The sequence below is a fragment of the Citrobacter portucalensis genome, assembly GCF_023374935.1.
GTDB lineage: Bacteria > Pseudomonadota > Gammaproteobacteria > Enterobacterales > Enterobacteriaceae > Citrobacter > Citrobacter portucalensis.
Genome location: NZ_CP092466.1, coordinates 4,499,132 through 4,512,914 on the forward strand (window position 1 = coordinate 4,499,132; position 13,783 = coordinate 4,512,914).

Below are 13,783 nucleotides of genomic sequence, written 5' to 3' on the forward strand. Positions count from 1 at the left end.
AATATGTTGTATTAATCGACTACAATTGCTACAACTACAGTGCACCGTTTAACGGTGGAATTGTGGATAAAGTGGGTCAGGATTGCGGGAAGTCATTGGCCAGATAGATGAATAAAGCCATGGCCGCTTCTCCAACCTCTGTGGATAACCTGTTCTTATAAATATGGAGTGATCATGACACCGCATGTGATGAAACGAGATGGCTGTAAAGTGCCGTTTAAATCAGAGCGCATCAAAGAAGCCATTCTGCGTGCAGCTAAAGCAGCGGGAGTCGATGACGCAGATTACTGTGCCACCGTCGCAGAAGTCGTTAGTAGCCAGATGAATGAGCGCAGCCAGGTCGATATTAACGAGATCCAGACAGCGGTAGAAAACCAGCTGATGTCAGGTCCGTACAAACAACTCGCCCGTGCGTACATCGAATATCGCCACGACCGTGATATACAGCGTGAGAAACGTGGCCGTCTGAACCAGGAAATTCGTGGTCTGGTTGAGCAAACCAACTCTGCTCTGCTGAACGAAAACGCCAACAAAGACAGCAAAGTGATCCCGACCCAGCGCGACCTGCTGGCCGGTATCGTCGCCAAACACTATGCGCGTCAACACCTGTTGCCGCGTGATGTCGTCCAGGCGCACGAGCGTGGTGATATTCACTATCACGATCTCGACTACTCTCCGTTCTTCCCAATGTTTAACTGCATGCTGATCGACCTGAAAGGTATGCTGACGCAGGGCTTTAAGATGGGTAACGCGGAGATTGAGCCGCCAAAATCCATCTCCACCGCGACGGCCGTCACCGCGCAAATTATCGCGCAGGTTGCCAGCCATATTTATGGCGGTACCACCATTAACCGTATTGACGAAGTTCTCGCACCGTTCGTGACCGAGAGCTTTAATAAGCATCGCAAAACCGCTGAAGAGTGGCAGATCCCAGATGCCGACGGTTATGCGCATTCCCGTACCGAGAAAGAGTGCTACGACGCATTCCAGTCCCTTGAGTATGAAGTGAATACCCTGCATACCGCCAACGGTCAGACGCCGTTCGTCACCTTCGGTTTCGGCCTGGGAACCAGCTGGGAATCGCGTTTGATCCAGCAGTCCATTTTGCGTAACCGCATTGCTGGCCTGGGTAAAAATCGTAAAACCGCCGTGTTCCCGAAACTGGTGTTTGCGATTCGTGACGGTCTGAACCACAAGTTTGGCGATCCGAACTATGACATCAAGCAGCTGGCGCTGGAGTGCGCGAGCAAGCGTATGTATCCGGATATCCTGAACTACGATCAGGTGGTTAAAGTGACCGGCTCCTTCAAAACGCCGATGGGCTGCCGCAGCTTCCTGGGCGTATGGGAAAACGAGAACGGCGAACAGGTCCACGATGGCCGTAACAACCTCGGCGTTATCAGCCTTAACCTGCCTCGTATCGCGCTGGAAGCTCATGGCGATGAAACCACCTTCTGGAAACTGCTCGACGACCGTCTGATCCTGGCGCGTAAAGCGCTGATGACCCGCATTGCGCGTCTGGAAGGCGTGAAGGCCCGCGTTGCACCAATCCTGTATATGGAAGGGGCCTGCGGCGTGCGTCTGAAAGCAGACGATGACGTGTCAGAAATCTTTAAAAACGGCCGCGCGTCGATTTCTCTGGGTTACATCGGCATTCACGAAACCATCAACGCGCTGTTTGGCGACAAACACTTGTACGACAGCGAGCAGCTTCGCGCTAAAGCTATCGCCATTGTGGAACGTCTGCGTCAGGCGGTCGATCAGTGGAAAGACGAAACCGGCTACGGCTTTAGTCTGTACAGTACACCAAGTGAAAACCTGTGCGATCGTTTCTGCCGTCTGGATACCGCCGAGTTTGGCGTGGTGCCGGGTGTTACCGACAAAGGTTACTACACCAACAGTTTCCACCTCGACGTGGAGAAAAAGGTTAACCCGTACGACAAGATCGATTTTGAAGCGCCGTACCCGCCGCTGGCGAATGGAGGTTTCATTTGCTACGGCGAGTACCCGAACATTCAGCACAACCTGAAAGCACTGGAAGACGTCTGGGATTACAGCTATCAGCACGTGCCGTATTACGGGACCAACACGCCAATCGATGAATGCTACGAGTGCGGCTTTACCGGTGAGTTCGAGTGCACCAGCAAAGGCTTTACCTGCCCGAAATGTGGTAACCACGACGCCGCGCGCGTATCGGTCACTCGCCGCGTATGCGGTTATTTAGGCAGCCCGGACGCTCGTCCGTTTAACGCCGGTAAGCAGGAAGAAGTGAAGCGCCGCGTTAAGCATTTAGGTAATGGGCAGATAGGTTAATTTCCGTTTGCAAAGGCCGTAGGCCTGATAAGACGCAATCGCGTCGTCATCAGGCATCACAATGTTGCCGGATGCGGTGCAAGCACCTTATCCGGCCTACATGCTTTCTGGACACCCGCTATGCGCTACCATCAATACTATCCCGTCGATATCGTCAACGGCCCAGGAACCCGCTGCACCCTGTTTGTGTCAGGATGCGTGCACGAATGTCCCGGTTGCTATAACAAAAGCACCTGGCGACTCAATTCCGGCCAGCCGTTTACCAAAGAGATGGAAGACAAGATCATTGCCGATCTGAACGACACGCGAATCCCTCGCCAGGGTATTTCGCTGTCCGGCGGCGATCCGCTGCATCCGCAAAACGTGCCGGATATCCTGCAACTGGTACAGCGTATTCACGCTGAGTGTCCGGGGAAAGATATCTGGGTGTGGACCGGCTACAAGCTTGATGAACTCAACGCCGCACAAATGCAGGTGGTGGATCTCATCAACGTGCTGGTCGATGGTAAATTTGTGCAGGATCTTAAAGACCCGGCGCTGATCTGGCGCGGTAGCAGCAACCAGGTTGTACATCATTTGCGTTAATCGCTAAAGCCGTTTGTTTGCATCGTGATAAACGGCTGAATGTTCTCGCTTACCTACCGCGACAACAAACACGACCACAACCTCATCCCGAACCTGGTACACCAGACGGTACCCGGACGATTTAAGCTTAATTTTATAGCAGTCAGGAAGACCATTTAAACGGGCAGAGTCAATTCTGGGGTTCAACAACACGTCGGCCAACTTCTTCTTAAACTGAGTCTTCACCGTATCACCCAGTTTATGCCACTCTTTTAAGGCTCTCGGGTCGAATTCCAGCTCATAAGTCATCCAGACTAACCTTGATTCCCTTTTGCGGGCTGGCAAGCCTTTCCCGGACTGTCTGAATGAGTGCATCTTCACTGTCGCTAAGGGTGACGGTTTTCACCGGCATGCGCCCCGTTTCCGCGACGTACTGAAACAGTAATCGCACAGCTTCCGTTGGAGTAATATTCAGTTTTTCCAGCACGGCATAAGCCTCATTTTTGAGTTTGTCATCCAGACGGACGTTCAGCGTGGCCATTATGCCTCCAGTAAAATCGAATGTGTAATGCAGTTTAGCATTACATTCGCATTACATCGAATTCTGGATAACGCTTCTCAAAAACGGCTCACACACTCCATCGCAACCGCTTTGAACTCAGTGAAATTACGGCACGCGCAGAGCCGCGTCATCGCGCGTTCGCGCAGGAAGGTGACGAAGATATCGTAGATAGCCATCGCCTCTTCGTATTCACTCTTGCTGATGGCGAGCAAGAAGATCACGTGGGCCGTTTCATCGCCCCAGGCGATACCCTGTGGGGCGAGGATGGTGTAGACCACCGTTTTCTTTGCCAGCAGACCAAGGGCGTGCGGCAAGGCAATGCTGTCACCCAGCATGGTGCTGACGATGGCCTCACGCTCAACCACCGAATCAAGAAACTCCGCATCGACAAAACCTTCATCCTGCAACTGACGGCATAAGGTTTTGAACAACGTTTGTTGATCCATTGACTCGTCAATCACACGAAAATGGGCGGCATCGAAGAATTTGTTCAACATCCACGGACGGGTTCTGTCGACCAGCACCAGTTTGCCAATTTGCTCCAGTTGATAATCGGTAGGGAATGGCGCAATCATCACCACCGGCTTATCTTTTTCACCGATCCGCGCGGTAGAGATGACAAAATCTTCGCTGATGCTTTCCCGCTGTTCGTAGTCGCGCAGCGTTACGGTATCGACGATCTCTATCTGCGGATACTTACGCGCCAGCACCGCCTCAATCATCCGCGCCATCGCATTTCCGGCATCGCATACCAGCAGAACCTTCGGCTGTCTCTGGTAACCGATGTTGTAACTACGCTCCAGCCCAACACCGATATGCAGCACGAGGAAGCCAATCTCATTTTCACTGATGGTGTACGGCGTATATTTTCCCCATCCCGAGACGGCGGCCAGCGTCATGTCCCACGCCATGGGGTAGTGCTGTTTAATATTTTCCAGCAGCGGATTGGGGATCATTATCTGGTAACGCACCCGGGTGATCATCGTCTTAATATGCGTCAGCAGGTCAGCATGCAACTGTTTGTCATTCAACAGGTTGTAGTTGTACTGGGTGTTGATAAAACGCAGGATGTAATTGACCAACGCTTCGTCATCATCCGCATTGATAGCACTGGGCGCGATCTCCTGAACCTGGCGGGCAGCAATATGCACCTGTAGCCAGTTTTCTTCGGAAACGGAAAGCGGTTTGTCTGCCAGGCGGTGCAGTACCGCCGCGATTTCCCGCGTGGCCAGGCACACCGATTGATCGGCCTCTTCTGCGGCAAAATCCGGGAGTGGATACCCTTCGCTAATCCGCCGTACCGCCACCGCGCAGTACAAGCGTAAAAACAGCTCGCCCTCATCGGTCAGACGAATATGGAAACGGGCAAAAATGTCCTGCAAAACGGGTTGCAACTGTTCAGTAAGCCCTGCATTCAGCGCTTCTTGCGTTACTAACGGGTGCTGCGGATCCTGCTGTGCCAGCGTCCACAGCAGATCGGTCAAACAGGCGCGGATCGCCATTTCGCTGCCGAACAGCTTCATGCCGTGACGGGGACGCGTTTCCAGCGTCAGATGATAACGTTGCAGATGCTCGCGCACCTCAGCCATATCGTTTTGCAGCGTCGCTCGGCTGATAAACCATTCATCAGCTAAATCTTCCAGCTTCAGTGAGAAAGCCGATGTCAGAAAACGTACCACCAGCCAGTGTATCCGTTCCTGGCTGGTGCGTGGGATGCGCAGCAACGTATTGGGCTGCTGCGTTTGCAGGGTGTGAAAACTTGCCGGGTCGTCAATTTTGAGCTGATAACCATTACCCCGGCTGAGGACAAACTGTGCGCCGTGCTGGGTGAGCAGCGCGTTTAGCGCGGTGATATCCGCCCGTACGGTGCGTGTGGAAACCGACAACCGCTGCGCCAGCTCGTCCTGTGGAAGCGCTTCGTTTTGCAACATGTCAAACAGCTGTGCTAAACGTTGGTTGGGGAATCGCACGTCAGTTTCCTCATCTGTCAGTTAGCCTACGCAGGCCCGGGTCATCGCCATCAGCTGGCGTACGTCGTCCGGACGAGTGTTACCACTCACCTTATCAATAATCGAACTATAGATGTGAGGAATGATTTTACTCACTCCGGCATCGAGGGCAATTTGCAGGATTTCAGTGAAATTATCCAGATCGATACCGCCGGTTGGCTCCAGCCAGAAGTCATGACGGGCGCAGGCCTGCGCGACCGCAATGTACTCGTCACGGCATTTCAGGCCGCCCATCGGGAAGTATTTAATTGAGCTACCGCCCATGTCTTTGAGCAGCGCAATCGCGGTTTCTATCGGCACAATACCGTCCGGCGTCTGGCTGCTCAACGGACCAGTGGAGATTTTCACCTTGCCCGGCGTGCCGGTTGGCGAGACCAGACCGTTGACCACTGTCTCCTGCTGGCCCAGCAGCGCGCGACTGGTGGCCACGCCGGTAAAGACCTGATTGACATGCTGTGGCTGCACCTGACGGGAGATTTCACTGACCATCGCCGACTGGTTAGGATCGCCCGCCCCCAGCCCTACGGAGAGCGCATTGTTGATAAGGGCCGCGTATTCACGCATATCCGCTACCGCGCTTGCGACATCCGGGTAATTCTTTGACAACACGCCAACCAGCACGTGTCCTTCCGCCGCCGCGTAAATATCCCGGGCATTTTCTTTGGAGCCTGCCAGCACGTTCAGGCAGACGCGGTCGCGATAAAAGTTAGGGGTCAGTTTCATGCGTTTTTCTCCTGCGAAATCACTTCACCAATTCGACGGGCCACAATCTCCAGCTGCGCGCGATCGACGCTGCGCACATCGGCTTCGATAATGCCTTCATTGGCTTTGTAACCACGGAAGTAAATCGCGTACTCCCCCTGTTTCAGCGCGTCGACCAGTTCCCCCGTGGCGATCCCGGTTACCGCTTCATCAAACTTAATTTCCGTGCGTGCGATGTCGCGCCCTGCACTATCCCACACCACGCGGGCGCTCACGCCGTTAAGCTGGTTCAACGCATTAATGAACGGCGTCATTTTCTCGACCATCTCCGCGCCGTTCTCTTTCTGCGCGTTCAGATACAGTTCGATGGCGCAGGTCAGTCCAAGAATTCCCTCTTTGCCCACCTTCATCGCCCGGCCAATCCCCGCCGTCTGGCGCTTCACCCACTCAACATATTGGGTTTTACCAATCACCAGACCGCTGGTTGGTCCTTCTATCGCCTTGGCGCCGCTATAAATCACCAGATCTGCACCAACCCGGTAGTAGCACTGCAAATCCTCTTCCGCCGCCGCGTCCACTATCAGCGGCAGATTATGCGTACGCGCCACCACCGCAGCCTGCTCCACGCTGAGCATACTTTTCTGGACGCAGTGGTGAGATTTGATATACAGAATGGCCGCCGTACGCGGTGTAATGGCCGCCGCCAACTGCGCCGCGGAACATTCGTTGGCATAACCGGCTTCCACTAACTTGCCGCCGCCAAGCGCTACCATGGTGCCCACCGGTGCGCCAAAGTTGACGTTGTGACCTCTGGGCAACACGATTTCGTTGTTCTCGATGGGCGTGACGTGCAGGTTCTCCAGCAGCCAGTCGCTGTCTTTAACCAATACGCCAGCCACCGACAGGGCGATCCCGGCCGAGGCGCAAGAGACAACCGTTGCCCCTTCCACTTCCAGTAATTTCGCGATGTAGTCGCCGGTTTTATTGACCAGGTCTTTCATCTCGAAATATTGGTTCATCCCCGCCATCGCGGCTTCAACCACTTCTGGTCGCGGCGTGGAAACGCCGAGCGCCGTCATGCGGCCGGAGGTATTAATCACCTGTTTTAAATCGTATTTCTCAAAAATCGAAGGCATGTTCCGCGCTCCCTTGTTCGGTCATATAGCCCTTGCCCGCACGTATTGCGGCAAGCGGCACCAGCAGTTGTTCAGCCTGCAGGCTGTCGTTTTCTGCATCTACCAGCACGGTTGGCTGGCGCTTAAGCGTAAAGAGGGTTAAATCGGCGTCCAGACCGACCTGCAGCCGCCCCTTCTGTTTCAGGCGCAGACCATCGGCGGCATTGGCGGTAACGCATTCAATGACCTGCGGAAGCGACATCCCAATGGCGAGGAATTTCGACATCACATTCGCCAGGGAATGCACCGGGCCGCTGATACGGTTACGACAGTAAATATCGGAGCTGATGGTGTGCGGCAAAATACCCAGTTCGATAGCGCGTTTTGCCACCGCAAAGCTCAGGCTGGCGGTGCCATGCCCAACGTCCAGACGCACGCCGCGTGAAATCGCCCGCGTCACTGACACCCGCAGCTCGCCTTGCGGCGTCAGAATGCGATTCGGCTTACCGTTGTAACAGTGGGTAATGATGTCACCTGCGCTCAGGCGCTCGGCGATCTCATCCAGGTCCGGCGGGTTGTTGCCGATGTGCACCATCAGCGGCAGATCACCGTTCTGCGCTTGCATCGCTTTGGCGCGATCCAGCGGCGTGATGCCATTTTCACCGACTACGCTGCTGCTCATACGTGCCTTCAGACCGACGATAAAATCAGGGTGGCGTTTCACCGCCTCTCGCACCGCATCAGCGTCAATATTGGCCATGTTGGCCAGCTCATTCTGGGCGATAAGCCCAACGCGGGAGATATTCAGCAACGCGTACACTTCGGTGGCAGCTTCCCGGGTCAGGGTGTAAAAATCGTCGATGTCATCCGCCCCGGTGCTGCCCGCATCCACTACGGTAGTGACGCCGGTCGCAATACCAACGCTATCCGGCTGGTCGTGGTAAATCGGGGATTTCGGGTAGCAATGAACGTGGGAGTCAATCCAGCCTGCGCTGACGTAGCACTCACCGCCCAGCTCGATGGTTTTCAGCGCCGGGCCATCAACGTCGCCCAACGCCGCAATCTTGCCGTCTTTGAGCGCAATATCGCTCACCGTATCGTCAACGAGGCGCGCACGGCGCAGGAGTAAATCAAACATGTCTCTCTCTCCTGTTGAAATGGGGGCGGTCGTGTAGGCCTGATAAGCGCAGCGCCATCAGGCGTCATTGCCGGATGGCGGCTGCGCCTTATCCGGCCTACAACGACACACCATCAACTAATGGCAATCGGGAAGATGGACCCGAGGATCATTGCGCCGAGGATCGCCCCGCCGGTAATCGGTTTTTGCCACAGGTAAAACAGCAGCGCGCCTGCCAGAGAACCGATTCCGATAGGAATCGAAGCCGTCATCGCGCTGAGGATAATCAACGGCCCGAGGAAGCGTCCGGAGGCGTTACCGGCCCCCATCATGACGTCCGCACCGTAGGTCGAGTCGCTCTGGTTGATGGTGAACTTACGCGCCAGAATGATGATGTAGCCAATCGCCAGACCAATCACCAGACCGGTGACCAGCGAGGCGGCGAAGTTGGCGACCGGGAAGATAATGCCCGCGCCCAGCAGCAGCGCCGGAACACCTAACCCAACCCCGGTTTGAATCGCCCCGCCGATATCCAAAATCCCCACCAGCGAACCTTCAATGATGCGGGCAAACAGGAAGCTTGCGCCAAATGCCGCCACTGCTCCGTAGGATCCGGTATCCATTCCCGCCTTCAGCATCGCCACAAAAGCCACTTCGTTAAATGCGCCAATACCGTACAGGTAGTACATGTGTGTTCCGGCAAACACGCCAGAGGAGAGCAGGCCCACGAAGATCGGGAACGACCAGTCAGCGAACCAAAAACCTTTATTCTGTTCCATGATGACCTCCGTTATTTGCCGCTGAGCGAGTTGTGGATAAGTTCGAGCCAGTTAGGCACGGTCAGATGGAAGGATTCGATCATCTTCATGTCGAAGCCACGGAAGAAGCCGCTCAGGACAAACAGCGCGACGATAGCCACCATCATCACTTTAGTGACGTGGTTCCAGCCGCTCTCTTCAACACCTTTGCCGATCAAAATGCCGAGAACCAGACCCGGAACGGCGTTACCCATGATCAGCTGCGCCGCGCCGCCAAAAACGGTGGCCCAGAAGCCAGATTTCTTACCGGCATCGATCGCCGCCAGCCAGAAGATTACTGGCATCACGGTGTTAACCAGCAGGTTAGCCGCGGGCACCAGCACCTTGACGGCGGTAACCTGCAAGGCTTCCGGTACAGATGATGCGGTGAGGTTCAGGAAGGTCACCACGATCATCCCGATAACGCCGCAGGCAATTGCCATGTGTTTGGGGTCGTGCAGCGTTTCACCGACGTTGCGATTTTTAATCATCAGCGCGGCGGCGCCCCAGTTGGGGATGATGCGATGGTCGACGTCCTGCGTGAACGCCCCCGCCGCAACAGAGGAAGCCCAGGCGTTAAAGAAGAAGCCCAGGCCGAACGAGAAGTGAGAAGCCGGATCCCCTTCGCAGGAATTCAGTTCTCCCAGAGTACGAAACGCGCCCATCCCTTGAGTGGTAGGCGCATGAAACATGCGTGCAGCCCCAGCGCCGACACCAACGCCAACCAACGCGCCGATGATGAGCGATTTTATTAATATTATCAGGAACATAATTATGCCTTTTAATAGAAAATCAGCGTTGCGTAACGAAATCCACCTTGTCGAGATTGATGGCAGTCACGTTGACGGTCACGTCCAGCTCCACGCTGAAAGTGCGTCTTTCCCGGCGCAATAAGAGGAATAAAAACGCCTCTTTACGCACCGATTCACGCGCTTGAACAACCTGCACATCCTGTGGCTCAATACGCAGTAAGATATGCGGCGACGCTTTCATCACCGCAGCCTGAACGTGGTTCAGGGCATCGGCAAAGGCGCGAGCTTTGGTCTCGCCCTTACCCGTGACTCTCACCGTGGTGGTGAATTGCTCTTTCATGCTTAAGCGCCGTATTTCTTTTGCCACGCCTGCACCAGGCGCTCGCCGAGCTCTTCTTTGTCCATAAAGCCGAATCCCAGTACGTTGCACCCTTCGTTGATGGCGGTTACCCCTTCATCGACCGATCGCATGCCGTATTTCGCCTTGTAGCCGTATTTGGTCTGCGCGGTAATCGCACCCGCACCACCGCTGCCGCAAAACGAGATACCAAAGGTGGCGTTTTCCGCTTTCATCACGTCACCCAGCTTCATATCTGCTGCAACGCCCGGCACCACAACGGCACGGCCACCCGCTTTCTCTACGCCTGCCGCCACTTTCTGGCCTTTACCCAGACGATCGCCAATCACTACGGTAATCTGTTCCATCTTTTGCTCCTTAAAGGTTGTCTTTCGCGACTTCGAAGTGCACCGACAGCAGCCAGGCCTCTTCCTCAGGAAGATTGCCAAACTCGGCGACCACGTCGCGGGCAAGCGCCATTGATTCGGCAGATATTTCATCAAACAAGCTGGCATCGACCTCTGGTAAGGGTTCACCCGTTACCGAGCGGTGCGCCATGGCGCGAACATGCGACGTCAGCATCTGTTCCTGTACGGCGTTGGGAATAATGTTGCGTTCACGCAGCAAGGCATACACCTGCGCCAGCATGCGGTCGGCCAGTTCCACCGATTCCCCCATGTCATTCATTACAGCTCCGTTATTCACTCGTCTTACCCCGTTAATGTCTCTGAGGATAAATTAGCGACGGAGGTTATGAGTTTGTAGCGAGTTGTTTTCCACTTCGAAGTGGAAAGGTGTGCAGCGATAGTGATCTGTGCCGCAAAAAGAGCTGGAACCACGATTTATCACTGGAAGAATGTGATTGAGATCGCAAGAGCGAGCAGAAAAATGGAAGGAAGTGCGAACAATGAATGGGCGATAAAAATGAAAAAATGTGATGGGGATAGCGTTTACTTATGGGACGTGCAGTAGCGGGGTGTTGTATCCGACCTACGGGTATGCAGGCCGGATAGCGCAGATTAGCGGAACTTCTTGTGGTTTTCGTTGCGCGTGGTTTTCAGCTCTTCCGCAACGGCTTTCGCCTCTTTAACTTTACCTTCGTTCGCCAGCTTCAACGCACCGTCGATCTGACCGATCAGCGTGTCAAAGCCGTGGCGGAAATCCTTCATCTCCGGGCTGTCCGGGGATTTGTTTTCCAGCTTCGGCGGCGTTCCCTTTTGCGCGTCCAGCGCAGCTGCACGCATTTTGGTTAACGCATCTTTCAGTTCAGTCGCATTATCCGTTTTTTCGACGATTTTCAGGTTGTCGTTGAGGATCCCCATATCGTCTTCAAGATCGGCTGCAAACGCAGAAGAACCAAGAACCAGCGTTGAAGCTGCGACGATCGCTAACAGGTGTTTACGCATTGCTCACTTCCTTTTTTATTATTCAAAAATAAACAAACGCCAGATACCCTCAATAATTCACGCCACAGCTTGAAGTATGACGGGTATTATTGCCCGGCGATCTTCATCTCCGGCAACAGGACCGAACCACACTGAATATTACTGCGCGTTTCAATATCGTTGCCGACGGTGACGATATTACGCCACATCTCTTTTAAGTTACCGGCGATGGTAATTTCACTCACCGGGTACTGAATTTCACCGTTTTCGACCCAGAAGCCCGCCGCGCCGCGCGAGTAATCGCCGGTAATGCCGCTTACGCCCTGTCCCATCAGCTCGGTAACCACAAGACCTGTGCCCATCTCTTTGAGCAACTGCTCGAAGCTTAGACCCTGTCCCGGAATTCGCCAGTTGTGGATCCCGCCTGCATGACCGGTGCTCTTAAGCCCCAGCTTACGTGCGGAGTAGTTGGTCAGCAGCCACTGAGTCAGCACACCGTCTTTAATAATGTCGCGGCGTTCGGTCCGTACGCCTTCGCTGTCGAACGGTGAAGACGCCAGCCCTTTCAGCAAGTGTGGATGTTCTTCAATGGTCAGCCATTCCGGCAGAATTTGCTTGCCCAGCGAGTCGAGCAGGAAGGTGGATTTGCGGTACACCGAGCCGCCCGCAATGGCGCCAACCAGGTGTCCGAACAGTCCGGTCGCCACTTCATTGGCGAAAATCACCGGCGCTTTCATGGTGGAAAGCTTACGCGGAGACAGGCGAGATAAGGTACGGCGAGCGCAGTCTGCCCCCACCCACTCCGGCGTTTGCAGATCGCCCATCGCCCGGCCAATGGTGTAAGCGTAATCACGCTCCATATCACCATTTTCTTCTGCGATTACGCAACTGGAAAGGGAATGGCGCGTGGAGCAGTAGCCCTGCAGCATACCGTGGCTGTTGCCAAACACTTTGATACCATAGTGGCTGTTAAAGCTGCCGCCTTCGGTGTTGGTGATGCGTTTGTCGGCCTGCAACGCCGCCTGTTCAGCGCGGGCAGCCAGTTCGATAGCTTCGTCAGGGGAAACTTCCGCCGGGTGGAACAGGTCCAGATCGGGCGCATCAAAGGCCAGCAGTTCTTTATCTGCCACGCCCGCGCACGGGTCCGGCGAAGTGTAACGTGCAATGTCCAGCGCGGCCTGCACGGTGCGTGCAATCGCCTGCGGGCTTAAATCGGTGGACGATGCGCTGCCCTTACGGTTCTGGTGGTAAACCGTAATCCCCAGTGCACCATCGCTATTGAATTCGACGTTCTCCACTTCACCATAACGGGTGCTGACGCTAATACCCGTGGTCTTGCTCACAGCGACTTCCGCGCCATCCGACTTACCTGATGCTAATTCCAGTGCCGTCGAGACTGCTTCTTCCAGAATCTTACGCTGCGCTTCAACTTGTGAGATTACTTTCATCGCAAATGCCATAATGTAGAGAGAGTTTCTCTGAAGTCTAACAGAGAACCGTTTTTCAGTGCGCATCTTAACTGGTAACATTAGCCTCTTTTTTTAAGGAGCCTGACATGACTAAGCAGCCCGAAGACTGGCTCGACGACGTTCCCGGTGATGACATCGAAGACGAAGACGATGAAATTATCTGGGTCAGTAAAAGTGAAATAAAACGTGACGCCGAGGAGTTAAAACACCTGGGTGTGGAACTGGTAAAACTGGGGAAAAACGCGCTGGACAAAATCCCGCTCGATGCGGATTTACGTGCCGCGATTGAGCTGGCCCAGCGTATTAAGATGGAAGGTCGCCGTCGTCAGCTGCAGCTGATTGGCAAAATGTTGCGCCAGCGCGATGTTGATCCTATCCGTCAGGCGTTGGACAAGCTAAAAAACCGTCATAACCAACAGGTCGTTGTCTTCCATAAGCTGGAGCAACTGCGTGACCGTATGGTTGACGGTAGCGATGAAGCTATCGAAGAAGTGATGAACCTGTGGCCTGACGCCGACCGTCAGCAACTGCGTTCGCTGGTGCGTAACGCCAGGAAAGAAAAAGCGGGCAACAAGCCGCCAAAATCTTCCCGCCAGATCTTCCAGTATCTGCGTGAACTGGCGGAAAACGAGGCGTAACCTCTTCGTCCGCCGAAAGTGCC

At 54.5% G+C, this 13,783-nt stretch carries 16 protein-coding genes; 3 read left to right on the forward strand and 13 right to left on the reverse strand.

Annotated elements, in window-relative coordinates; all coding sequences use genetic code 11:
* The first annotated feature begins 174 nt into the window (after positions 1-174).
* Together nrdD and nrdG are read left to right on the forward strand one after the other, a co-directional pair.
* Positions 175-2,313, forward strand: coding sequence for an anaerobic ribonucleoside-triphosphate reductase (gene nrdD / locus LY264_RS21765; RefSeq protein ID WP_048215057.1), 2,139 nt, complete (start codon positions 175-177; stop codon positions 2,311-2,313).
* Between the two features lie 120 nt (positions 2,314-2,433).
* Complete coding sequence (gene nrdG / locus LY264_RS21770; protein ID WP_048227187.1) at positions 2,434-2,898, forward strand: anaerobic ribonucleoside-triphosphate reductase-activating protein; 465 nt, start codon at positions 2,434-2,436, stop codon at positions 2,896-2,898.
* Positions 2,899-2,901: 3 nt separating this feature from the next.
* On the opposite strand, the gene LY264_RS21775 is transcribed toward nrdG, so the two are convergent.
* From LY264_RS21775 to pmbA, 13 genes are all read right to left on the reverse strand, one after another.
* Positions 2,902-3,186, reverse strand: a complete 285-nt coding sequence (locus LY264_RS21775; RefSeq protein WP_048227188.1) for a type II toxin-antitoxin system RelE family toxin — start codon at positions 3,184-3,186, stop codon at positions 2,902-2,904.
* A complete protein-coding gene (locus tag LY264_RS21780) occupies positions 3,176-3,418 on the reverse strand; it encodes a type II toxin-antitoxin system RelB/DinJ family antitoxin (protein WP_003830370.1) in 243 nt (80 codons plus the stop codon). The genes LY264_RS21775 and LY264_RS21780 overlap by 11 nt, the downstream gene beginning before the upstream one ends.
* Positions 3,419-3,495: 77 nt before the next feature.
* Positions 3,496-5,409, reverse strand: coding sequence for a BglG family transcription antiterminator (locus LY264_RS21785; protein WP_048227189.1), 1,914 nt, complete (start codon positions 5,407-5,409; stop codon positions 3,496-3,498).
* Positions 5,410-5,430: 21 nt separating this feature from the next.
* Positions 5,431-6,171, reverse strand: a complete 741-nt coding sequence (gene dagF, locus LY264_RS21790) for a 2-dehydro-3-deoxy-phosphogluconate aldolase (protein ID WP_048227190.1) — start codon at positions 6,169-6,171, stop codon at positions 5,431-5,433.
* Positions 6,168-7,286, reverse strand: a complete 1,119-nt coding sequence (locus LY264_RS21795) for a DgaE family pyridoxal phosphate-dependent ammonia lyase (protein WP_048227191.1) — start codon at positions 7,284-7,286, stop codon at positions 6,168-6,170. Before LY264_RS21795 ends, dagF begins: the two co-directional genes overlap by 4 nt.
* Positions 7,270-8,403, reverse strand: a complete 1,134-nt coding sequence (locus LY264_RS21800) for an amidohydrolase/deacetylase family metallohydrolase (protein WP_048227192.1) — start codon at positions 8,401-8,403, stop codon at positions 7,270-7,272. Before LY264_RS21800 ends, LY264_RS21795 begins: the two co-directional genes overlap by 17 nt.
* Before the next feature lie 113 nt (positions 8,404-8,516).
* Positions 8,517-9,161, reverse strand: a complete 645-nt coding sequence (locus tag LY264_RS21805) for a DUF4310 family protein (RefSeq protein WP_003830379.1) — start codon at positions 9,159-9,161, stop codon at positions 8,517-8,519.
* Positions 9,162-9,172: 11 nt separating this feature from the next.
* The gene (locus LY264_RS21810) at positions 9,173-9,949 is read right to left on the reverse strand and encodes a DUF4311 domain-containing protein (RefSeq protein ID WP_071692264.1); all 777 of its coding nucleotides are present in this window, start codon (positions 9,947-9,949) and stop codon (positions 9,173-9,175) included.
* Between the two features lie 22 nt (positions 9,950-9,971).
* Complete coding sequence (locus tag LY264_RS21815; protein WP_048227193.1) at positions 9,972-10,271, reverse strand: DUF4312 family protein; 300 nt, start codon at positions 10,269-10,271, stop codon at positions 9,972-9,974.
* Between the two features lie 2 nt (positions 10,272-10,273).
* Positions 10,274-10,636, reverse strand: coding sequence for an SFCGS family glycine-rich protein (locus tag LY264_RS21820; RefSeq protein ID WP_008786042.1), 363 nt, complete (start codon positions 10,634-10,636; stop codon positions 10,274-10,276).
* 10 nt (positions 10,637-10,646) lie between these two features.
* Positions 10,647-10,955 carry a glycine dehydrogenase gene (locus LY264_RS21825; protein WP_003025758.1) on the reverse strand — a complete coding sequence of 103 codons (309 nt, stop codon included), beginning with the start codon at positions 10,953-10,955 and terminating at the stop codon, positions 10,647-10,649.
* A 332-nt stretch (positions 10,956-11,287) separates the two neighbouring features.
* On the reverse strand, positions 11,288-11,674 hold the full coding sequence (gene cybC / locus LY264_RS21830) for a cytochrome b562 (protein WP_003025756.1): 387 nt from the start codon (positions 11,672-11,674) through the stop codon (positions 11,288-11,290).
* An 86-nt stretch (positions 11,675-11,760) separates the two neighbouring features.
* Entirely contained in the window at positions 11,761-13,113 is a 1,353-nt protein-coding gene (pmbA, locus tag LY264_RS21835) for a metalloprotease PmbA (RefSeq protein ID WP_003830385.1), read from the reverse strand.
* Positions 13,114-13,208: 95 nt separating this feature from the next.
* Between pmbA and yjgA the strand changes: the two genes are divergently transcribed.
* On the forward strand, positions 13,209-13,760 hold the full coding sequence (gene yjgA, locus LY264_RS21840; protein WP_008786039.1) for a ribosome biogenesis factor YjgA: 552 nt from the start codon (positions 13,209-13,211) through the stop codon (positions 13,758-13,760).
* Positions 13,761-13,783 lie beyond the last annotated feature (23 nt).

Bases quoted from the DNA above. Each gene is read 5' to 3' on its own strand.
- nrdD (WP_048215057.1), top strand. From the start codon at position 175: ATGACACCGCATGTGATGAAACGAGATGGCTGTAAAGTGCCGTTTAAA.
- nrdG (WP_048227187.1), top strand. From the start codon at position 2,434: ATGCGCTACCATCAATACTATCCCGTCGATATCGTCAACGGCCCAGGA.
- LY264_RS21775 (WP_048227188.1), bottom strand. From the start codon at position 3,186: ATGACTTATGAGCTGGAATTCGACCCGAGAGCCTTAAAAGAGTGGCAT.
- LY264_RS21780 (WP_003830370.1), bottom strand. From the start codon at position 3,418: ATGGCCACGCTGAACGTCCGTCTGGATGACAAACTCAAAAATGAGGCT.
- dagF (WP_048227190.1), bottom strand. From the start codon at position 6,171: ATGAAACTGACCCCTAACTTTTATCGCGACCGCGTCTGCCTGAACGTG.
- LY264_RS21795 (WP_048227191.1), bottom strand. From the start codon at position 7,286: ATGCCTTCGATTTTTGAGAAATACGATTTAAAACAGGTGATTAATACC.
- LY264_RS21800 (WP_048227192.1), bottom strand. From the start codon at position 8,403: ATGTTTGATTTACTCCTGCGCCGTGCGCGCCTCGTTGACGATACGGTG.
- LY264_RS21805 (WP_003830379.1), bottom strand. From the start codon at position 9,161: ATGGAACAGAATAAAGGTTTTTGGTTCGCTGACTGGTCGTTCCCGATC.
- LY264_RS21810 (WP_071692264.1), bottom strand. From the start codon at position 9,949: ATGTTCCTGATAATATTAATAAAATCGCTCATCATCGGCGCGTTGGTT.
- LY264_RS21815 (WP_048227193.1), bottom strand. From the start codon at position 10,271: ATGAAAGAGCAATTCACCACCACGGTGAGAGTCACGGGTAAGGGCGAG.
- LY264_RS21820 (WP_008786042.1), bottom strand. From the start codon at position 10,636: ATGGAACAGATTACCGTAGTGATTGGCGATCGTCTGGGTAAAGGCCAG.
- LY264_RS21825 (WP_003025758.1), bottom strand. From the start codon at position 10,955: ATGAATGACATGGGGGAATCGGTGGAACTGGCCGACCGCATGCTGGCG.
- cybC (WP_003025756.1), bottom strand. From the start codon at position 11,674: ATGCGTAAACACCTGTTAGCGATCGTCGCAGCTTCAACGCTGGTTCTT.
- pmbA (WP_003830385.1), bottom strand. From the start codon at position 13,113: ATGGCATTTGCGATGAAAGTAATCTCACAAGTTGAAGCGCAGCGTAAG.
- yjgA (WP_008786039.1), top strand. From the start codon at position 13,209: ATGACTAAGCAGCCCGAAGACTGGCTCGACGACGTTCCCGGTGATGAC.